Source organism: Cryobacterium sp. BB307, from assembly GCF_012274275.1.
Lineage (GTDB): Bacteria > Actinomycetota > Actinomycetes > Actinomycetales > Microbacteriaceae > Terrimesophilobacter.
Window position 1 is genome coordinate 467,855 of record NZ_JAANZA010000001.1, and the last position, 16,493, is coordinate 484,347.

Annotated in this window: 20 protein-coding genes; 4 read left to right on the top strand and 16 right to left on the bottom strand. The window is 68.4% G+C overall.

Annotated features, from left to right (window positions below; all coding sequences use genetic code 11):
- Positions 1-30 precede the first annotated feature (30 nt).
- From HGK58_RS02270 to HGK58_RS02345, 16 genes are all read right to left on the bottom strand, one after another.
- Positions 31-1,203 carry a flagellar hook protein FlgE gene (locus HGK58_RS02270; protein ID WP_168625917.1) on the bottom strand — a complete coding sequence of 391 codons (1,173 nt, stop codon included), beginning with the start codon at positions 1,201-1,203 and terminating at the stop codon, positions 31-33.
- A 26-nt stretch (positions 1,204-1,229) separates the two neighbouring features.
- Positions 1,230-1,658 (bottom strand): flagellar hook capping FlgD N-terminal domain-containing protein, encoded by a 429-nt coding sequence (locus HGK58_RS02275; protein ID WP_168625918.1) that lies wholly within the window; start codon positions 1,656-1,658, stop codon positions 1,230-1,232.
- Between the two features lie 15 nt (positions 1,659-1,673).
- Positions 1,674-2,831: a flagellar hook-length control protein FliK gene (locus tag HGK58_RS02280; protein WP_168625919.1), complete on the bottom strand. Its 1,158-nt coding sequence runs from the start codon at positions 2,829-2,831 to the stop codon at positions 1,674-1,676.
- Positions 2,828-3,244: a flagellar FliJ family protein gene (locus HGK58_RS02285; RefSeq protein ID WP_168625920.1), complete on the bottom strand. Its 417-nt coding sequence runs from the start codon at positions 3,242-3,244 to the stop codon at positions 2,828-2,830. Before HGK58_RS02285 ends, HGK58_RS02280 begins: the two co-directional genes overlap by 4 nt.
- Positions 3,244-4,563 (bottom strand): FliI/YscN family ATPase, encoded by a 1,320-nt coding sequence (locus HGK58_RS02290; protein ID WP_168626849.1) that lies wholly within the window; start codon positions 4,561-4,563, stop codon positions 3,244-3,246. The genes HGK58_RS02285 and HGK58_RS02290 overlap by 1 nt, the downstream gene beginning before the upstream one ends.
- Before the next feature lie 2 nt (positions 4,564-4,565).
- Positions 4,566-5,168: a FliH/SctL family protein gene (locus HGK58_RS02295; RefSeq protein WP_168625921.1), complete on the bottom strand. Its 603-nt coding sequence runs from the start codon at positions 5,166-5,168 to the stop codon at positions 4,566-4,568.
- Positions 5,158-6,183, bottom strand: coding sequence for a flagellar motor switch protein FliG (gene fliG / locus HGK58_RS02300; protein ID WP_168625922.1), 1,026 nt, complete (start codon positions 6,181-6,183; stop codon positions 5,158-5,160). Before fliG ends, HGK58_RS02295 begins: the two co-directional genes overlap by 11 nt.
- Positions 6,180-7,760 carry a flagellar basal-body MS-ring/collar protein FliF gene (gene fliF / locus HGK58_RS02305; protein WP_168625924.1) on the bottom strand — a complete coding sequence of 527 codons (1,581 nt, stop codon included), beginning with the start codon at positions 7,758-7,760 and terminating at the stop codon, positions 6,180-6,182. The genes fliG and fliF overlap by 4 nt, the downstream gene beginning before the upstream one ends.
- Entirely contained in the window at positions 7,760-8,065 is a 306-nt protein-coding gene (gene fliE, locus HGK58_RS02310; protein WP_168625926.1) for a flagellar hook-basal body complex protein FliE, read from the bottom strand. Before fliE ends, fliF begins: the two co-directional genes overlap by 1 nt.
- Positions 8,062-8,454, bottom strand: a complete 393-nt coding sequence (locus HGK58_RS02315; RefSeq protein WP_168625927.1) for a flagellar basal body rod C-terminal domain-containing protein — start codon at positions 8,452-8,454, stop codon at positions 8,062-8,064. Before HGK58_RS02315 ends, fliE begins: the two co-directional genes overlap by 4 nt.
- Complete coding sequence (locus tag HGK58_RS02320) at positions 8,451-8,795, bottom strand: flagellar basal body protein (protein ID WP_168625928.1); 345 nt, start codon at positions 8,793-8,795, stop codon at positions 8,451-8,453. The genes HGK58_RS02315 and HGK58_RS02320 overlap by 4 nt, the downstream gene beginning before the upstream one ends.
- A 109-nt stretch (positions 8,796-8,904) precedes the next feature.
- Positions 8,905-9,192, bottom strand: a complete 288-nt coding sequence (locus tag HGK58_RS02325) for a hypothetical protein (protein WP_168625929.1) — start codon at positions 9,190-9,192, stop codon at positions 8,905-8,907.
- A complete protein-coding gene (locus tag HGK58_RS02330) occupies positions 9,185-9,616 on the bottom strand; it encodes a flagellar export chaperone FliS (protein ID WP_168625930.1) in 432 nt (143 codons plus the stop codon). The genes HGK58_RS02325 and HGK58_RS02330 overlap by 8 nt, the downstream gene beginning before the upstream one ends.
- Entirely contained in the window at positions 9,613-10,953 is a 1,341-nt protein-coding gene (gene fliD, locus HGK58_RS02335; protein ID WP_168625931.1) for a flagellar filament capping protein FliD, read from the bottom strand. The genes HGK58_RS02330 and fliD overlap by 4 nt, the downstream gene beginning before the upstream one ends.
- A gap of 98 nt (positions 10,954-11,051) precedes the next feature.
- Entirely contained in the window at positions 11,052-11,894 is an 843-nt protein-coding gene (locus HGK58_RS02340; protein ID WP_193509286.1) for a flagellin, read from the bottom strand.
- A 162-nt stretch (positions 11,895-12,056) separates the two neighbouring features.
- Positions 12,057-12,875, bottom strand: coding sequence for a sigma-70 family RNA polymerase sigma factor (locus HGK58_RS02345; protein WP_168626851.1), 819 nt, complete (start codon positions 12,873-12,875; stop codon positions 12,057-12,059).
- Between the two features lie 434 nt (positions 12,876-13,309).
- Here HGK58_RS02345 and HGK58_RS02350 point away from each other — a divergent pair, with 434 nt between their 5' ends.
- From HGK58_RS02350 to HGK58_RS02365, 4 genes are read left to right on the top strand one after another with little or no spacing between them, the layout of a single operon-like run.
- Complete coding sequence (locus tag HGK58_RS02350) at positions 13,310-13,795, top strand: flagellar protein FlgN (protein WP_168625932.1); 486 nt, start codon at positions 13,310-13,312, stop codon at positions 13,793-13,795.
- A 10-nt stretch (positions 13,796-13,805) separates the two neighbouring features.
- Positions 13,806-15,230 carry a flagellar hook-associated protein FlgK gene (gene flgK / locus HGK58_RS02355; protein ID WP_168625933.1) on the top strand — a complete coding sequence of 475 codons (1,425 nt, stop codon included), beginning with the start codon at positions 13,806-13,808 and terminating at the stop codon, positions 15,228-15,230.
- 3 nt (positions 15,231-15,233) lie between these two features.
- Entirely contained in the window at positions 15,234-16,118 is an 885-nt protein-coding gene (flgL, locus tag HGK58_RS02360; protein WP_168625934.1) for a flagellar hook-associated protein FlgL, read from the top strand.
- Positions 16,115-16,492, top strand: a complete 378-nt coding sequence (locus HGK58_RS02365) for a flagellar assembly protein FliW (RefSeq protein ID WP_168625935.1) — start codon at positions 16,115-16,117, stop codon at positions 16,490-16,492. Before flgL ends, HGK58_RS02365 begins: the two co-directional genes overlap by 4 nt.
- Position 16,493 lies beyond the last annotated feature (1 nt).

Below are 16,493 nucleotides of genomic sequence, written 5' to 3' on the forward strand. Positions count from 1 at the left end.
GGGCCAAAGTGGGCAACTCGAGGGTTGTGGCTAGCGCTTCAGGTTCGTGAGCTCCTGGAGCACCTCATCGGAGGTGGTGATGATGCGCGCGTTGGCCTGGAAGCCGCGCTGCGCGACGATGAGGTTGGTGAACTCCTGCGAGAGGTCGACGTTCGACATCTCGAGCGCCCCTCCCGTGAGGCTGCCGAATCCGGCAGCGCCAGGGGTGCCCAGCTCGGCTGCACCGGAGTTGAACGTGCCACGGTAGGCGGAGGCTCCCGCCTTCTCCAGGCCGGCCGGGTTGGTGAAGGTCGCGAGCGCGATGCGTCCGATCGCCTCGGATGCTCCGTTGCTGAACGACCCGATGATCGTGCCGTCCTTGGCCAGCGTGAACGAATCGAGGCTGCCGGCGGTGCGCCCGTCCTGTCCGGTCACCGACACGGTGGTCATGCCGGCGTACCCCGTGGCGCTGGTGAGGTCGACCGCGATGCCGCCGACAGTGAGCGAGCCGCCCGCCGTCAGGACACCGTCGACGAAGGTCAGCGCGTCGGTGCCGGTCGCCACCCCGTCGTCGGCGGCGACATCCCAGGTTCCGGCACCGGTGTTGGTGAAGGTGAGGGTCAGGGTGCGTGCAGCGCCGGTGGCGTCGAAGACGTCGACGTCCCTGACGAGGACATCGCCCACGGCGGCCTCCCCCGGCAGGTTGCCGCCGACCGTGGCGGCCGACGTTGCGATAGCGGGAGCGACCGCCTGCAGCGGGAGGCTGATGTCACCGACCGCGCCACCGGTGTTGATGACCCCACCGACCGCGGTCCAGCCCTGCACGATGGCGCCGCCCGGTCCGACCAGGCGTCCCTGCGCGTCGAAGTCGAACGAGCCTGAGCGCGTGTAGAGAGTCTCGCCACCGAGGTTCGTCACGAAGAAGCCGTCGCCGGAGATCATGATGTCGGTCGCGCGGCCCGTCGCCTGCGCCGAGCCCTGGGCGAAGTTCGTGGTGATGCCCGCGACCTGCACGCCGAGCCCGATCTGCGCGGGGTTGGTGCCGCCGACCTGCGCCTGCGGTGCGCCGGCGCCCTGCGTCATCTGCGAGAGGGTGTCCTGGAACTGGGTTGCGGACGCCTTGAACGCGGTGGTGTTGACGTTGGCGATGTTGTTGCCGGTGACGTCGAGCATGGTCTGGTGGGAGCGGAGACCGGAGATTCCGGAGTAGAGCGAACGGAGCATTTCTATGCCTTTCGTTGGTGGTCGAGTCAGGATGCGGCGCGGTTGACGCCGGAAATCAGGTCGAGATTCACTGCAGCACCGTCGATGGTGACGGTGGGGATCTGGTTCGCGAACGACACCGCCGAGGCGATGCCGGAGCGGATCTGGCCGTTCTCGCCGGCGTAGCTGACTTCCTGGCCGATGAGGGCCGCCGCGGCCATGCGCATCTGCAGCGAGAAGTTCTCCTCGCCCAGCGTCGACAGCCGGGTGAGTTGTTCCATCGAAGCCAGCTGGGTGGTCTGGGTGATCATCTGGTTGCTGTCCATCGGCGAGCTGGGGTCCTGATTGCGCAGCTGGGTGACCAGCAGCGACAGGAACACTTCGCTGTCCATCGTCTGCTTGGGCGTGCGCGTCGGCTGGGTCGTGTAGATCCCGGTGGCCTTTGCCGGTTCGTTGGTCAGTGCTTCGACAGTCACAGTTGCTCCTTCTTCTCAGGCGATGACGTCGAGGATCGAGGTCAGCTGGGCCGGGTGCGGCTCGGATCGCAGCGGGGTGTCAGCTGTGGCGGGCTTCTCGGCGAGCCGGCCGGGAAGGTTGCCTCCGGGTTCCTCCCGCTGCCGGTCACGGGCATCCGGTTCCGACTGCGCAGACACGTCGAGCTGCGCCTGCAGCCCGGTGGCGGCGAGATCCCGACGAAGGTCCGGAAGGATGGCCCGCAACGCGTCCCTTCCCACATCGAGTGGCGCGAACAGTTCCACCCGAACGCCGTCGGGTCCGACGTGGGCTCGCACCGTGACAGGACCGAGGTTCTCCGGCGTGACCGTGACCGTGACGACGTGGTCACCGTGCGGTGCGCGGGCCAGGGTGACGATCGGGGTGAGCACCTGGCCGGCGAACGGCACCGGCCGCTGGGCGGGGACGGCGGATGCGACGGCGACCGTCGGTGGTGAGACCGGCTGGGTGACGGGGGTGATGGGGGCCGCCGGCGGCGGCTCGACGGTCTCGGCCGGCGGTGCCGCAGCGGGCTGTGCGGGAGCGCTCTGTCCCGATGCGTTCGTGGTCCCAGAGGCTGAGATCGGCGTCGGGGCGGCTTCGCCGTGTACTGGAGCGACGGATGCCGGTGTTGGCGCTGCGACGCGAGTCGCCGTCGGTTCGCCTGCCGGCTCGTCGGCGGTGGTGAGCGGCGGCGCGGACGGGGTGCCATCGTCGTTCACCGCGGCCCTGCGCAGAACCGGCGGCGCTGCGGTCGGTGCGGCTGGCTCGTCGGCCCGCGGCTGCGTGCCCAACGGGGTGGAATCGGGTGCCGTCGCATCCAACTCGGTCCACGCCTCGGCCCCGGTTGCCGGGATCGGTGTGGGCCGGTCCCCGCTCGAGGCTTCCGGAACCAATGCAACCTGGGTCGACTGAGGCAATCCGACCGGGTTCGTCGCGGGCTGCGTCGACGCAGCGGATTCCGGGGTCTCCTCAGGCTCTGACGGCAGTTCGGCGTCGCCTCCCGGCGCCGCGGTGGTCACTTCGGCGAGCACTGCGATGGCCGAGCTCATGATCGCGGCGAAGGCGTCGATCGACTTCTCATCGCCTGCCGGCGCTGCTGCAGTCGGTCGAGTCGACGCGACCGGCGTCGCCACGGGTAGGTTCAGGATCGTCATCGCGCGGCCCCCCTGCCGGCGCTCGCGAACTCGTCAAGCAGGTGCTGCTCGGCGCGTAGTTCCTCGTCGTCGAGAGCGCTGCGGTGCCGGGCCTCGAGCTTCTCGAGTCCGAGCGCGTCGGCACGCGACCGGTTCAGTCTGACGCCTGCCTCGTCCGCTTCCGCGCGGTGCACCGCCGCGAGGTCGGCCAGGTCGGCGAGCGCCGCTTGTGTCGCGGAACGCGCCGCGGCGATCGCAACCAGGGAAGCGGTGCTCACCGCATCCGGAGCAATGCCGGAAAGCACGGTGCGCTCGCCAGCGGCGCGATCCGCGGTGGCGGCGAGCCTGGCGTTGGCGAGCGCAAGGTCACCGGCAGCGACATCCTTCTCCAGCTGCCGCAGGCGCAGCAGACCGGACAGCGGGAACCTGGCCATCACATCACCCCTAACTGCCCGACGAGGGCACGCAACCGACCCCACGACTCCCCAGTCCCGGCGGCTTCGTCGACTCCCTGCCGAAGGAAGTCGTTGATCGCATCCTCGTGAGCGATCGCGGCATCGACCCACCGGTTGCTGCCCTGCTTGTAGGCGCCGACGTCGATGAGGTCCTGCGCCGACTTGCGCGCGGCGAGCACAGTGCGCAGTGCCGTCGCGGTGAGCGCATCCTCTGGGCTGACGAGCTTGCCCGCGACCCGGGAGACGGATGCGAGCGAGTCGACAGCGGGGAAATGCCCGGTCACCGCGAGCTTGCGGTCGAGCACGACGTGGCCATCGAGGATCGAGCGCGCGGCATCCGCGATCGGCTCGTTGTGATCGTCGCCGTCGACCAGCACGGTGTAGATCCCGGTGACGGATCCGGTCTCCGCTGTGCCGGCCCGCTCGAGCAGGCGGGCGAGCAACGAGAACGTCGACGGCGGGTAGCCGCGAGTCGCAGGGGGCTCACCGACGGAGAGCCCGATCTCGCGCTGTGCCATCGCCACGCGCGTGAGCGAGTCCATCATGAGCAGCACGTCAGCGCCGGTGTCCCTGAACGATTCGGCGATGCGAGTAGCGACGAACGCGGCCCGCTGCCGCATCAGCGCCGGCTCATCCGACGTCGAGACCACCACGATGGAACGCGCGAGTCCGGCCGGGCCGAGGTCGTCCTCGAGGAACTCGCGCACCTCGCGACCCCGCTCGCCGACGAGCGCGATCACCGACACCGTCGCATCCGTGCCTCTGGCGATCATCGACAGCAGCGAAGACTTGCCTACCCCCGACCCAGCGAACAGGCCGAGTCGCTGCCCGCGGCCGACGGTCGTGAGCGTGTCGAGCACGCGAACCCCGAGCGGCAGTTCGGTGTCGATGCGCGCACGGCGCATCGCCGATGGTGTGTCGTTGTCGATCGGCACCAGCCCGCCGTGCGCGAGGGGTCCCTTGTCGTCGATCGGACGGCCGAGGCCGTCGATGACCCGGCCGAGCAGACCACGACCGGTCGGCACGAGCTGCGGCCGCAGGCTCGCGCGCGCCGGGGCGCCGGCGCTGACACCGTTCATCCGGGTGAGCGGCATGCACCGGATGCCGTCGCGCGTGGTCGCGATCACCTCGGCGTCGATGAACGGGCCGTCGCCGATGGTGATCAACTCGCCAATCGCGCAGTCCAGCCCGACCACCTCGATCCCGAGGCCGACCACCGAGGTGACGGTGCCGACCTTCTGCGGCCGGGCAGCGAGAGCCGCCTCGGCGAACTGAGCCCGAATGGTGGTGTCTGTCAGCGTCACGATCCCTCCCCGAGCAGCACGCCGCGAGCGCGCTCGATGGCGCTGGTGATCCCGGCGTCCAGGAAGCCATCCGGAAGCTCTGCGATCGCATCGCCGCGCCGCAGTGACGGGTCGGCGCGATACTCGAGGCCGGCCGTCTCGGCGGGATCAAGCGCCGCAAGATCGGAGGGGTTCAGGCGCACCGACACCACGACCGCGGTGTCGGTGTGCGCGAGCACGCGGTGTACTACGGCGCGCGCAGAAGCGGTGTCGTCGCGCAATTCGCGTCCGACGACGGCCTCCGCCAGGTCGATGGCACCGGCCGCGATCAGGTCCTGCGCGTCTGCCAGCACCGGGGTGGTGCAGTCACGCACCGCGCGCGCCGCAGCCTCGAGAACCGCGCGGGCCCCCCGGCGCTCGGCGTCGTGTTGCGCGATCCTCGCCGCATACTCCGCTTCCTTGCGGGCCAGCCACTCCTCCTGCTCGCGAGCTGCGGCGCGCAGCCCAGCGGCGAACCCTGCGGCGTGCCCCCGGATGCGTTCGCCCGCGTCACGTGAGGACGGCACCCCGACCCGCACGGCGGGGAAGGCCGCGGGCGAGAACTCGGCATCAGTAGACATACTCGTCCTCGTCGACGCGTTGCACCGTGATCGCACCCTGCGACTCCATGTCGCGGATCGCGCGCACGACCTCTGCGCGGGCCTCCTCGACCTGGGACAGGCGCACAGGGCCGAGAGCCGCGGCCTCGCCGTCGAGCAGTTCCCGGTTGCGTTCGGACAGGTTGCTGCGGATGACCTCGATGACCGCCTCGTTCGTGCCCTTCATCGCGGTCGCCAGCACTGTCGGGTCGATGCCGCGCAGCACCTGCTGTACGTCGCGGCGCTCGAATTTCACGATGTCCGAGAACGTCAGCATCCGGGATCGCACCTCTTCGGCGAGTTCCGGGTCGCGTTCCTCTAGTGCCTCGAGCAGCGCCCGCTCCGTCGCGACATCTGCCCGGTTGATGATGTCCACCAGCGGTTGGATGCCGCCGACCACCTGGTTGGCTTCGCGCGAGGAGACGACGGCTCCGGCGCGCTGCTTGAGCGTGTCGGTGACGATGCGCACAGCCTCCGGCGGCGCCGGGTTCATGGTCGCGATGCACTCGGCGACATCGGTGCGCAGCACCTCGTCCAGTCCGGACATCACCTGGGAGGCGAGCTCCGGACGCAGGTGGGCGAGGACCAGCGCGATGGTCTGCGGCAGTTCGCCCTCGAGCATGCCCTGCACTTGCGCCGGTTCGGCGGCATCCAGGAACTCGAACGCCTTGCCCGCCATCGACGACGTCACACGGCTCATGAGCCCAGCCGCCCGCTCGGCACCGAAGGAGGCCTCGAGCAGGCCGGTCGCGACATCCTTGCCGCCGCGCGCTGCGGTGGTGCCGCGCATCGCCAACTGGTGGAACTCAGCGAGCGCCGCTTGCGCGACCTGGGGATCCACGCGCCGCAGGCGCACGATCTCGGCGACGATCTCTTCCGCCTCGGCCTCGCTGAAGCGCTTCAGAACCTCGGCCGCCCTCTGGGGGTCGAGGTTCATCAGCACGACGGCAACCTTTTGCGTGCCGTTCAGAGCGGTTGGTGTTGTGACTTCGCTCATGCGGGCTGCCGATCGTCCATGAGACTGCGCAGGAACTCGGCGGTGCGCTGCGGGTCGCGCTCGGCAAGCGCTTCGATCTCTGCGCGGGCGCGCGCGGAGTCACTTCCGGCATCCGGGGCTGGCGGAGCTGCCGGCAGCTCGGCCGGCGGTGGGGTGGCTCCGAGCAGCGGCACCGTCTGGGCCGGTCCGTAGAGCATGTCCTTCAGCTCGCCGATCTCGACCGCGTCACGCTCTCGCTGCGACCGTCGCGACAGCAGGACGATGGCGACGACGATGAGCACCGCGAGTCCGAGCACGATGGCGACGTTGGTGATCAGGGTGGTGAGCCGTTCCGCGGCCGCTTCCGCCTCCGCTGCGGCCAGCGCCTCGGCTGCCGCCGCAGCGCCAGCAGCGTTGAACGGCACGACCTCGACGGTGACCTCGTCGCCCCGGTCGGTGTTGATGCCCGCCGCCGCGGCGACCAGTGCGGAGATGTTGGTGATGTTCAGGTCGGATGCCGCGGCTTCGTTGAGCGCGACCGAGACGGTCTGCCTGGTGATCGCGCCAGCCGGGATGGTGCGGGTTTCAGTGACCTTGTTAACGGCGTTGTTCCGGGTGACCGACTCCGACGTGTAGACGCCGTCCTGCTCGCCGCCGGGAACCGCGATGTTGTCGGGACCGAGCACGCCGGTCGCGGCACGGCCGCCGTCATGCGTCTCGGTGTGGGTGGACTCGTTGAGTGCCGGTGCGTCATCCGGGACCGTGAACTGCTCCTCGAGACGCTGAGCGGACTCGTAGCTCATGTCGGCGGAGACGACGACGGTCGCGTTGCCGACACCGGCGACACGGTCGAGCATCGCCTGCACCGCCTGGCGGACGCGTTCCTCATAATCGGACCCGCGTTGGTCGGCGGTGCCCGTCGCACCGACTCCGACGGCCGAGAGCACCGTTCCGTCGGCGTCGACGACCGCGACGTTGGCTGCCTTCATGCCATCGATCGACGCCGACGTGAGCTGCACGATCGCCTGAACCTGCTCGGCGCTGAGGTCGACTCCGCGCTCGGTCTCCACGAAAACCGACGCGGTCGGTTCCTGACGTTCTGACACGAAGACGCTGTCTTCTGGGATGGCAAGGCGCACCGATGCCACCTTGACGTCCTTCATCGCGCCGATCGTCGCGGCGAGCTCCCCTTCGAGCGCCCGCTTGTAGGTGACCGACTGCTGGAAGTCCGACGACGTGACGCCCATGTCATCGAGCAGCGAGTAGCCGCCGTTGCTGGATGACGGGAGCCCGGCAGCGGCGGCCTTCAGGCGCTGGTCGTAGACGTACTGCTCGGGCACGAGGATGCTCCCCCCGCCGCCGGTGAGCTCGTATGGCACGCTCTCGGCGCGCAGCTGCTCGACGATCGCGCTCGCATCCTTGGGCGCCAACCCTGAGAACAGGGGCGTGTAGGTGGGGCGGCTCAGCCAGATGCCCAGCGTTGCCACGCCGAGCACAAGCACCGCGAGCCCGATGATCGCGAGGGTGCGCTGGGCGATGGTGAACTCACGGACGCCCGAAACGAACCGCTTGAGCGCGGTGGAGACTTGGGTCGGCATCAGGCCTGCATCCTCATGATCTCGTTGAAGGCGTCGACACCCTTGTTCCGCACCGCGGCGATCAGCTCGAGGGTGACCTGCGCGCGGGTCGCGGCGATGGTGGCCTGGTGGATGTCGGCGAGGTCGCCGGTGACCGCCTTGATCGCGAGCCGATCGGCGTCGGCCTGCAGCCCGGCAAGGCCGTCGATCGCGGTCGAGAGCGATCCGGCGAAGGCGCCGTCGCCTGCGGCACCCGCGGACCGCGACGGGTCGACATAGCCGGTCGGGGTGACGCCCGTGACGGAGCTGACGGCGGGGATCATCATGCGCGTCCGATCTGCAGTGCGGCCTGGTAGGACTCCTTGGCCCGGTCGACGACCGCGGCATTCGCCTGGTAGCCGCGCTGGGCGAGGATGAGCTGGCTCATCTGTGACGCCAGGTCGATGTCGGGGTAGCGCACGTATCCCGCTTCGTCCGCGAGCGGGTGGTCAGGCTCGTAGACGACACGGCCCTCGCCGTCCCCGAACGCGGCTCCGGCGACATAGACGCCTGAAGTGCCGCGGCCCTCCTCCGCGATGACATAACGGGCGCGGAACGCCTCACCGTCTGTGCTCGCCGCGGTGTTGATGTTCGCGAGGTTGTCGGATACGGCATCCAGCCACTTCCGGTGCACGTTGAGGCCGGTGCCGGCGATGCCGATCGCGTCGAAGGTCATGAGTTGGTCCTCATCGCTGCGCGCAGCTTGGCTGTTTCGCCATCGATCGCGCGCGCGGCGAACTGGAAGCGGAGCACCGTGTCGATGTTGGACAGCGTCTCGGTGTCGAGGTTGACGTTGTTGCCGTCGAGCCGGGTCGGTTCGAGTGAGCGGGCCACTGTCGCCTCGGCGCTTCCGTCACCGCGGCTCACGGACTGGGCGAGGGCATCCTCGAACAGCACCCGCTTGGCCTGGTAGCCGGGCGTGTTGACGTTGGCGATGTTGTTCGCGATCGTGCGCTGCCGCAACGCGAGGCCATCGAGGGCGCTGGTCAGCGCGAGCGAGGTGACCGAATTGAACACGCAGATCCCGTTTCGTAAGGTGCAACGTCGGCCGGTCCCTGGCCATCACGAGAACGATCCCTGTCCTCGTCTCTTGCTATCGGCCGCTATTGGCCGGGCGTTAGGAGAGTCACCCTGTGACATCCAGGTAGACGGATGCTGCATCCGGTCGCAGCGCGGGCACAGCCCGGATCGCGGCGAGGTGGCCGGCGGTCTCGACCTGCAGGTCGCTGAGCTTGCGGATGGCTCGCTCCTGCACCTCGAGGACCCGGCTGGCCCGCTCGTGCAGGTCGTCAGGCAATGCGCCGAGGTCGCCGGGCGGGTTCCAGCTCGTCGGGACGCCGTATGGCGCCGACTTCGCAGCCAGCTCGAGAGCGGCGAGGGCGCGCTCCCACGCCTCGAAATCCTTCTCAGGCAATGATGATCGTTCCCGTGGGGCGTGCGGAGGCGGTGCTTTCCGCGAGTCGATCGGCCGCCTCATGCCAAGTGAGGCGCAGCGGCTCGAGGAGTTCTGCGCAGGTCCGGGTCGCGATGGCGTCGCGATGGGTGTTGGCGTGCACGAGAGAGCTGGAGACGTAGTTGTACAGTCCGAGCAGCCCCTGCGCGCCGTCCCACACGTCGAGCCGGAGCGACGAGGTCAGCTCGGCGACGATGGCCTGCGCGTGCAGCAGGTTCTCGGATGCTGTGGACCAGTCCTCCGCCAGCTGCGCCCTTTCCGCGCGGTGCAGGTCGAGCAGCAGCCGGTCGTAGAGCATGGTCAGCAGTCGCGCCGGGCTGGCCGAGAGGATCGCCTCCCGGTTGTAGCGTGAGCGCAGCTGCTCGCCTGCGACGTTCACGCTCATGACGCGCTCTGCATCTTCGGCAGGCTGTTCACCTGGGAGGCGAGCCACGCCGATTGGGCGTTCATGGTGCTCAGCTGCACCTCGAGGGCGGCATAGGTGCGCTCGAGCGTCGCTCGGCGGGTCGCGAGCCTGGTGTCCCAGTTGTCGATCTGGTTGCTCAATTGGCCTACGAGGGATTCTTGCCCGGTGATCTTGGTGGTGAGCAGGCCGTCGAAGCGGTCGGATGCCTGGTCCGCGGCACCGGCGACCCGTGCGGCGAGCTGCTGAACGATGTTCGTGGTGCGAGCCGGGTCCTTCTCGAGCGCCGCGGCGAATCGTTCCTCGTCGAATTCGAGTACGCCGTCCTTGGTGAGGCTGATTCCGATCGTCGACGGCGACACGCCGTCCACTGGGAGCGTGGCGGTGCTCACGAGCCACTGGTTCACCGCGCGAATGCCGCTGTCGCCCGTGAACGGTCCGCTGCCGACTACGGGCTTGCCGTTGCTGCCGGTCCTGGACGTGACTGCGGACTTCGCGGCGATCTCGGCGAGCGCACCGGCGATGGAGTCGACGAACTTCTTCGCCGCCTCACCGATCGCGGTGTCGTCGCGTTGCACGGTGATGGTGACCGGTGCGGCGGATGCCTCTCCGACGGTCACGTCGACGCCCGGCAGGAGCCGGGTGAAGGTGTTGCTCGGGGAGGTGATCACCTGCTCGGCCGCGGTGCCCGCCCACAGCCGGAGCTGCGCATCCTGGGCACTCACGATGTCGGTCACGGTGGCGGCGGTGCCGCCGATGCTGAACGCGCCAGCCGTTCCGCTGTCGGTTGCAGTGAACTGCACGCGGAACAGCGGATCGCCGGTCACCGCGTCGGTGCCGGCTGCCACCTTCATTGCGCTGACGCCTGCGCTGGCCTTGTTGACCGCGGTGACGATGTCATCGAGCGAGTCGGATGCCGCCGTGACCGTCACCGGGTCGGCCGAGCCGACGGTGATGGTCAGCGCGGTGTCCGGCCAGGCGCTGATCCGCTCTGACAGCGAGATCTGCCGCGCGCTGAGCTGGTCGACGACGATGCTCGTCTCGCCCGCGGCTGCGGAACGGCCGGCGGTGGCGGTCACTTTGTCGGAACTCGACGTGGTGCGCAGCAGGTCGAGGGCGGCGGGCTTGGCCGTGTCTTTCGCGAGCGTGCCGAGTTCGGCGATCTTGGTGTTCAGGCCCTTGAGCGCGGCGATCATGCCGTTGGTAGCGCTGACCTTGCGCTTCAGGAGGGTCTGCGGGGCAGCCTCGAGCTGCATGAGGGAGTTGATGAGCGACGTGGTGTCGAGCCCGCTGGCGAGGCCGTCTATCGAAAGTGCCATGCTCGTCCGTCCCTACTCGTGTGTGAGATTCGAAACGCCCGGGACGACCGAAGCGAGAGGTCCAGTTCCCCTTCGGCCATCCCGGGCGTGGTCAGTGCTTAGCCCAGGAGCTGCAGCACGCCCTGGTTCGACGCGTTTGCCTGAGCGAGCATCGCGGTGCCCGCCTGCGACAGGATGTTCGAACGGGTGTAGTTGACCATCTCCTGCGCCATGTCCGTGTCGCGGATGCGCGACTCGGCTGCCGAGAGGTTCTCCTTCGACACGTTGAGGCTGTTGATGGTCGACTCGAAGCGGTTCTGCACCGCACCGAGCTCGGCGCGAGCGGTGGACACTGACTTGATGTGCCCGTCGATGGCCGCGATGGTTGTGAGTGCGTTCACCGCGTCGTCGAATCCGGTACCCGTGGCCAGGCCAGTGATAGCCGTGCCAATAGTCGCGACGTTCGCGCCCGCAAGGTCGACGCCGATCTGGTCTTCCGCAGCAACGCCACCCGCACCAACCTGGAAGGTGAGGTTTGCGCTGCCGTTGAGCAGCTTGATGCCGTTGAAGTTGGTCGAAGCACCGATTCTCGAGAGTTCCGCTCCGAGCGCCTCGACCTCAGTGGCGATCGCCGCACGAGAGTCAGCGTTGTTCGAGTCGTTGCCGGCCTGAACAGCGAGGTCACGCACGCGCTGCAGGATCGAGTGAACCTCGGTCAGGGCGCCTTCCGCGGTCTGGATGACCGAGATGCCGTCCTGGGCGTTGCGGGCAGCAACGTTGAGGCCGCCGATCTGCGAACGGAGGCCCTCGGAGATCGCGAGGCCCGCTGCGTCATCCGCTGCGCGGTTGATGCGGAGACCACTGGACAGCTTCTCCAGCGACTTCGAGAGATCGTTCTGCGTGTTGGACAGGTTGCGGTACGCGTTGAGCGCCGCAACGTTGGTGTTGATCTGCATACCCATTGTGGTTTCCTCCGTGATCTGGGTGTTGTGCTGCACAGCCCGTCCATGGGCTGTCGCGAGAAGCTATCGGCTGCGCCGCGGCATCCGTTAGGAGAATCGAGTCGGGAGTTTTTCGCGGTATCGCCTCGCTCAAAGTGGGCAAACGTCCCGACTCGATTAGGATCAGGACGCTGCGGTGGTGCCGGCGATCAGCGGACTTTTCGCCATCCGGCTCATGCCCGCTGCCGCGCGGTCGGCGAGCCGGCCGAGGTACGCGCTGCGGCTCGACACCGCGATGCGGGACTCCAGCTCGACCTCACCTGGCCCATCGGCGTAATGCGTGCGCAGTCCGTCGCGGAGCAGCCGGATGGCCTCCGTGCGCTGCTGCGAAACCGCGGAGTGAGTGATCCCGAGTTCCGCCGCAACGTCCCCGACCGAGCGGTCCTCGAAGTACACCTCCCGGACGATGTGGCGCATCTTCGGAGGGAGCGCCTCGATTGCGGCATGAAGGTACGCGATTCGCTCGTCGTGCAGGAGCGAATCCTCCGGCAACACGGTTTCGGCTTCCAGGAACTCGGCGGTCAGGTCGTCCAGCGGCGAGACGGTCCGCGATGCGTCGGCAACGGCCTCAGAGGCGCTCTTGCGATCGACGCCCATGGCCGCAGCCAGCTCGTCCACGCTCGGAGAGCGGCCCAGCGCTGCATTGAGCGACTCCTGAACGGCGAGGGTCTCTTTGATCCGCTTCCGGGCGGAACGTGTGGCCCAATCGCTGGACCGCAGCTCGTCGGCGAAGGCGCCGAGCACACGCTGCCGAGCGTACGCGCCAAACGGAACACCGAGCTCCGGGTTGAAGGAGTCGGCGGCGGAGATCAGCCCCAGTGCGCCAGCGGAGGCGAGGTCATCGCGGGAGAGATGAGTGGCTTTCGCCACCAATTCGGAGACGAGATAGCCCACCAATGGCAGGTTCTCGACCACCAGCTTGTTGCGCTCGGTGCGATTCAACGACAAGACCCCCGTCTGAGACGAATTCGGAAACTGATTCGAAGGCGGGTAAGCGCGTGGTTGTTGAGTTGATCATTTGCGAGCGGTCGATCGGTTGGACCTGGGGTGGCATGTTTCGGGTGCCGGGTGCGTCGGGAGTGATGCGGCGCGGTCGTGGTGCAACCTTCGTCACTCCTGTCGGGCGGACTGGTCTGTTCACTCCGCCTGTCAGTGACACTTTCACTGTTTTTGAGCGCAAAACAAAGCACCGTTCTCCCCCAGTTCGGGGGAACGTATCCCTCTTTTTGGGGGAGACAGGAGGGTCCTTCGAGTGGGATCGAGCGATCGCTAACCGTTGTACGCGTCCGGCCGACAGTTGCCATTGGAAGCGAGTCGACCCCAGCCGCAAGGCATCCGGCGATACGCTGACACGACCCGGCTGACTGGAGGCATTCGTGAGCGCAAACGACGTTTCGGCGCTGCTGTGGCGCGAACGCGAACTGCTCGAGATGCTGCTGTTCAAGCTTGAGGAGGAGCAGCTGCTCCTCACCGCAGGCAAGACCCGGTGGCTGCAACACGCGACCCGCGAGGTGGAGCAGGTTCTCGACCGGCTGCGCGCCGCCGGCCTGACCCGCACGATCGAGGTCTCCGCTCTCGCTCAGGAGTGGGGCGCGCGCGAGGATGCGACCCTGCGCGACCTGGTCGCCGCAGCGCCGGAGGGAACCTGGACGGATATCTTCCAGGGCCACCTGAGTGCGATGACGGAGCTCGCGGCGCAGATCAAGGAGGTCAGGGACGGCAACGAGCGGCACCTGCGGGCCGCGGTGCGGTCGACCCAGGAGACGATCGCCGACCTCAACCCCGACGCAGGCATCTACACCGCCGACGGGGCAAGCTCAGCGTCCACCGGCAGCGCGAACCTGGTCGACACGAGTCTGTGAGGAGCACCCCGTGAGTACGTTCAGTGGCCTGTCGACGGCATATTCCGGCCTCTCCGCGGCACGCGCGGGACTGGATGTCGTCGCGCAGAACATCGTCAACGCCAACACCGACGGCTACACGCGCCAGCGCATCTCCACCTCAGCGGTGGGTCCGGTCGCCGAAACCGGGCTGCTGACCACGGTCGGCCGGGCCGGGCAGGGCGTCTCGGTCGACGGGATCACCCGCATCGGCAACATCTTCCTCGACGCGCGAGTGCGTGGCACGTCCGCGGCATCCGGTTACTGGAGCGTTCGCGACACTGCCATGTCGAAGCTCGAGGCCGCCCTGCAGGAGCCGGGGCGGCACGGCCTCTCCGCGCAACTGGGCGAGTTCTGGGCGGCGTGGCAGGACCTCGGCAACCGGGCCGGAGAGCCTGCCTCAGCTGGGGTTCTCCTCGAGCACACCGGTGTGCTGACGTCCGGCATCGCCCGCGCCTACCGCAACGTCGAGGGCCAGTGGGCCCGGCTTCGAACGGAAGCCGACGGCATGGTCGCCGACCTGAACGAGGCGGGCGCGCGTGTCGCCGACCTGAACGCGCGCATCCGGGCAGGACTCGCCACCGGTGCGAACGTCAACGAACTGCTCGACCAGCGCAGTGCGCTGACCACGTCGATCGCCGAACTCGCGGGCGGAACCGTGCGCGAGACCGGCGACGGCACCGTCGAGGTCCTGATCGGCGGCAACGCCCTCGTCTCGGGCGACCGCTTCCGCGCCGTGCAGGTTGCCGGCGGCTACCGGATGGAGGACGCCCCGAGCTCACCGGTGCGACTGGAGTGGGCACACCGGCCCGGTGAAGCCGTCTCCCTCGACGCCGGCCGGATCGGCGGCGCGGTCGCGATGCTTGCACCCGCCGATGGATCAGGCACCGGCGGACCACTCGCCGAGGCGGCAGCCTCGTACAACGTGTTCGCGACCCAACTCGCTGACGCCGTCAATCAGGTGCACCGCACCGGCGAGACCGTCTCCGGCGCCACCGGTCTCGACTTCTTCGAGTTCGACGCCGCACTGCCCGCGGCGCTCGGGATGCGTGTCGTGCCCACCGATGTGAACGGCATCGCCGCCGCATTGCCAGGATCGGGTGCGCTTGGCGGCGGCATCGCCGACGCGATCGGACAATTGGGCGTCGGGCCCGGTTCACCCGACTCGCTGTGGTCGACGATCGTCACCGGAATCGGCGTGGCCAGCCGCAGCGCCGCCACCCAGTCGGCGCTGGCCGACGTGGCGAGCAACGCCGCGTGGACCGCCCAACAGTCCCAGGCCGGGGTCGACCTGGACGAGGAGAACGTCAACCTCCTCACCTTCCAGGTCGCGTATCAGGGTGCTGCTCGCGTCATCACCGCTGTCGATGAACTGCTCGACACGCTGATCAACCGCACCGGCATCGTCGGGAGGTAACGGATGATCTCCCGGACAACCAGCCAGAGCATGGTGCGCACCGCCCAGCACAACCTGCAGGCGAGCATGTCCGCGCTCGCGAAGCTGCAGGACCAGGCATCCAGCCGGAAGGCCATCACGCGACCATCAGATGACCCGACCGCCACCGCTCAGGCGCTGCAGGTGCGTGCTGAACAGCGGGCAACCAGCCAGTACAGCCGCAACATCGCTGACGGCACGGGCTGGCTGACGACGGTCGACTCCGCTCTCAGCGCGACCACGGGCATCCTGAACCGCGTGCGCGACCTCACCGTGCGCGGCGCGAACGAGGGCGCGATGTCGCCGACCGCGCTCGAGGCGATCGCCGTCGAACTCGACAATATGCGCGCGGAGCTGCTCAAGCAGGCGAACACGACGTACCTCGGCCGAAGCGTCTTCGCGGGGAACTCGGATGCCTCGGTCGCGTTCAACCCCGACTACAGCTACACCGGTGCGGCAGGGAGCACCGTCGAGCGTCGCATCGACGCCAACAACACGGTCCGGGTGGACGGCGATGGAGCGGCCGTCTTCGGTGTCGGCGCTGGCTCCGTCTTCGCGCTCGTCGACGCCATCGCGGCTGACTTGCGTTCCGGTGTCAACGTCGGCCCCCGCCTGCAGGAGATCGATGACAGGCTTACGGCGATGCTGGGCGAGCAGGCCGCGGTAGGAACACGTCACGCCCAGATGCAGTCCGCTGAGGAGTCGAACATGGAACAGTCGGTCGCGCTCGAAGCGCAGAGGTCGGGCGTTGAGGACGTCGACCTCGCGGGGATCATCCTCGACCTGAAACTGCAGGAAGTGGCGTACCAGTCCGCCCTCGCGGTCACAGCGCGCGCCTTGCAGCCCTCCCTGATGGACTTCCTGCGATGACCGCATCCCTGACTTTCATCGAGTCGCCGCCCGGGTTCGACGCCCTGGTCGACTTCACCCTCGAGGATGTCGCTGGGGCGCCTGGGCTGTTCGTGCTTCGGCCAGACTCCGAGCGCGGCATCCGGATGTTCGTGATCGATGCCTCCCTCTACCTTCCGGACTATGCGCCGGTCCTCTCGGACACTCAAGCGGCCGCGCTCGAGCTGACGCGGGCAGAGGATGCGCTGCTGCTCGTCGTGGCGAATCCCGGCGATGACGGCACGACGGTCAACCTGATGGCACCGATCGTGGTGAACTCGACCACCGGACGCTGCGCCCAGGTGATTCTGGACGATGCGGTGTGGCCGCTGCGCGCACCGCTGCGCGCTGCCTGAA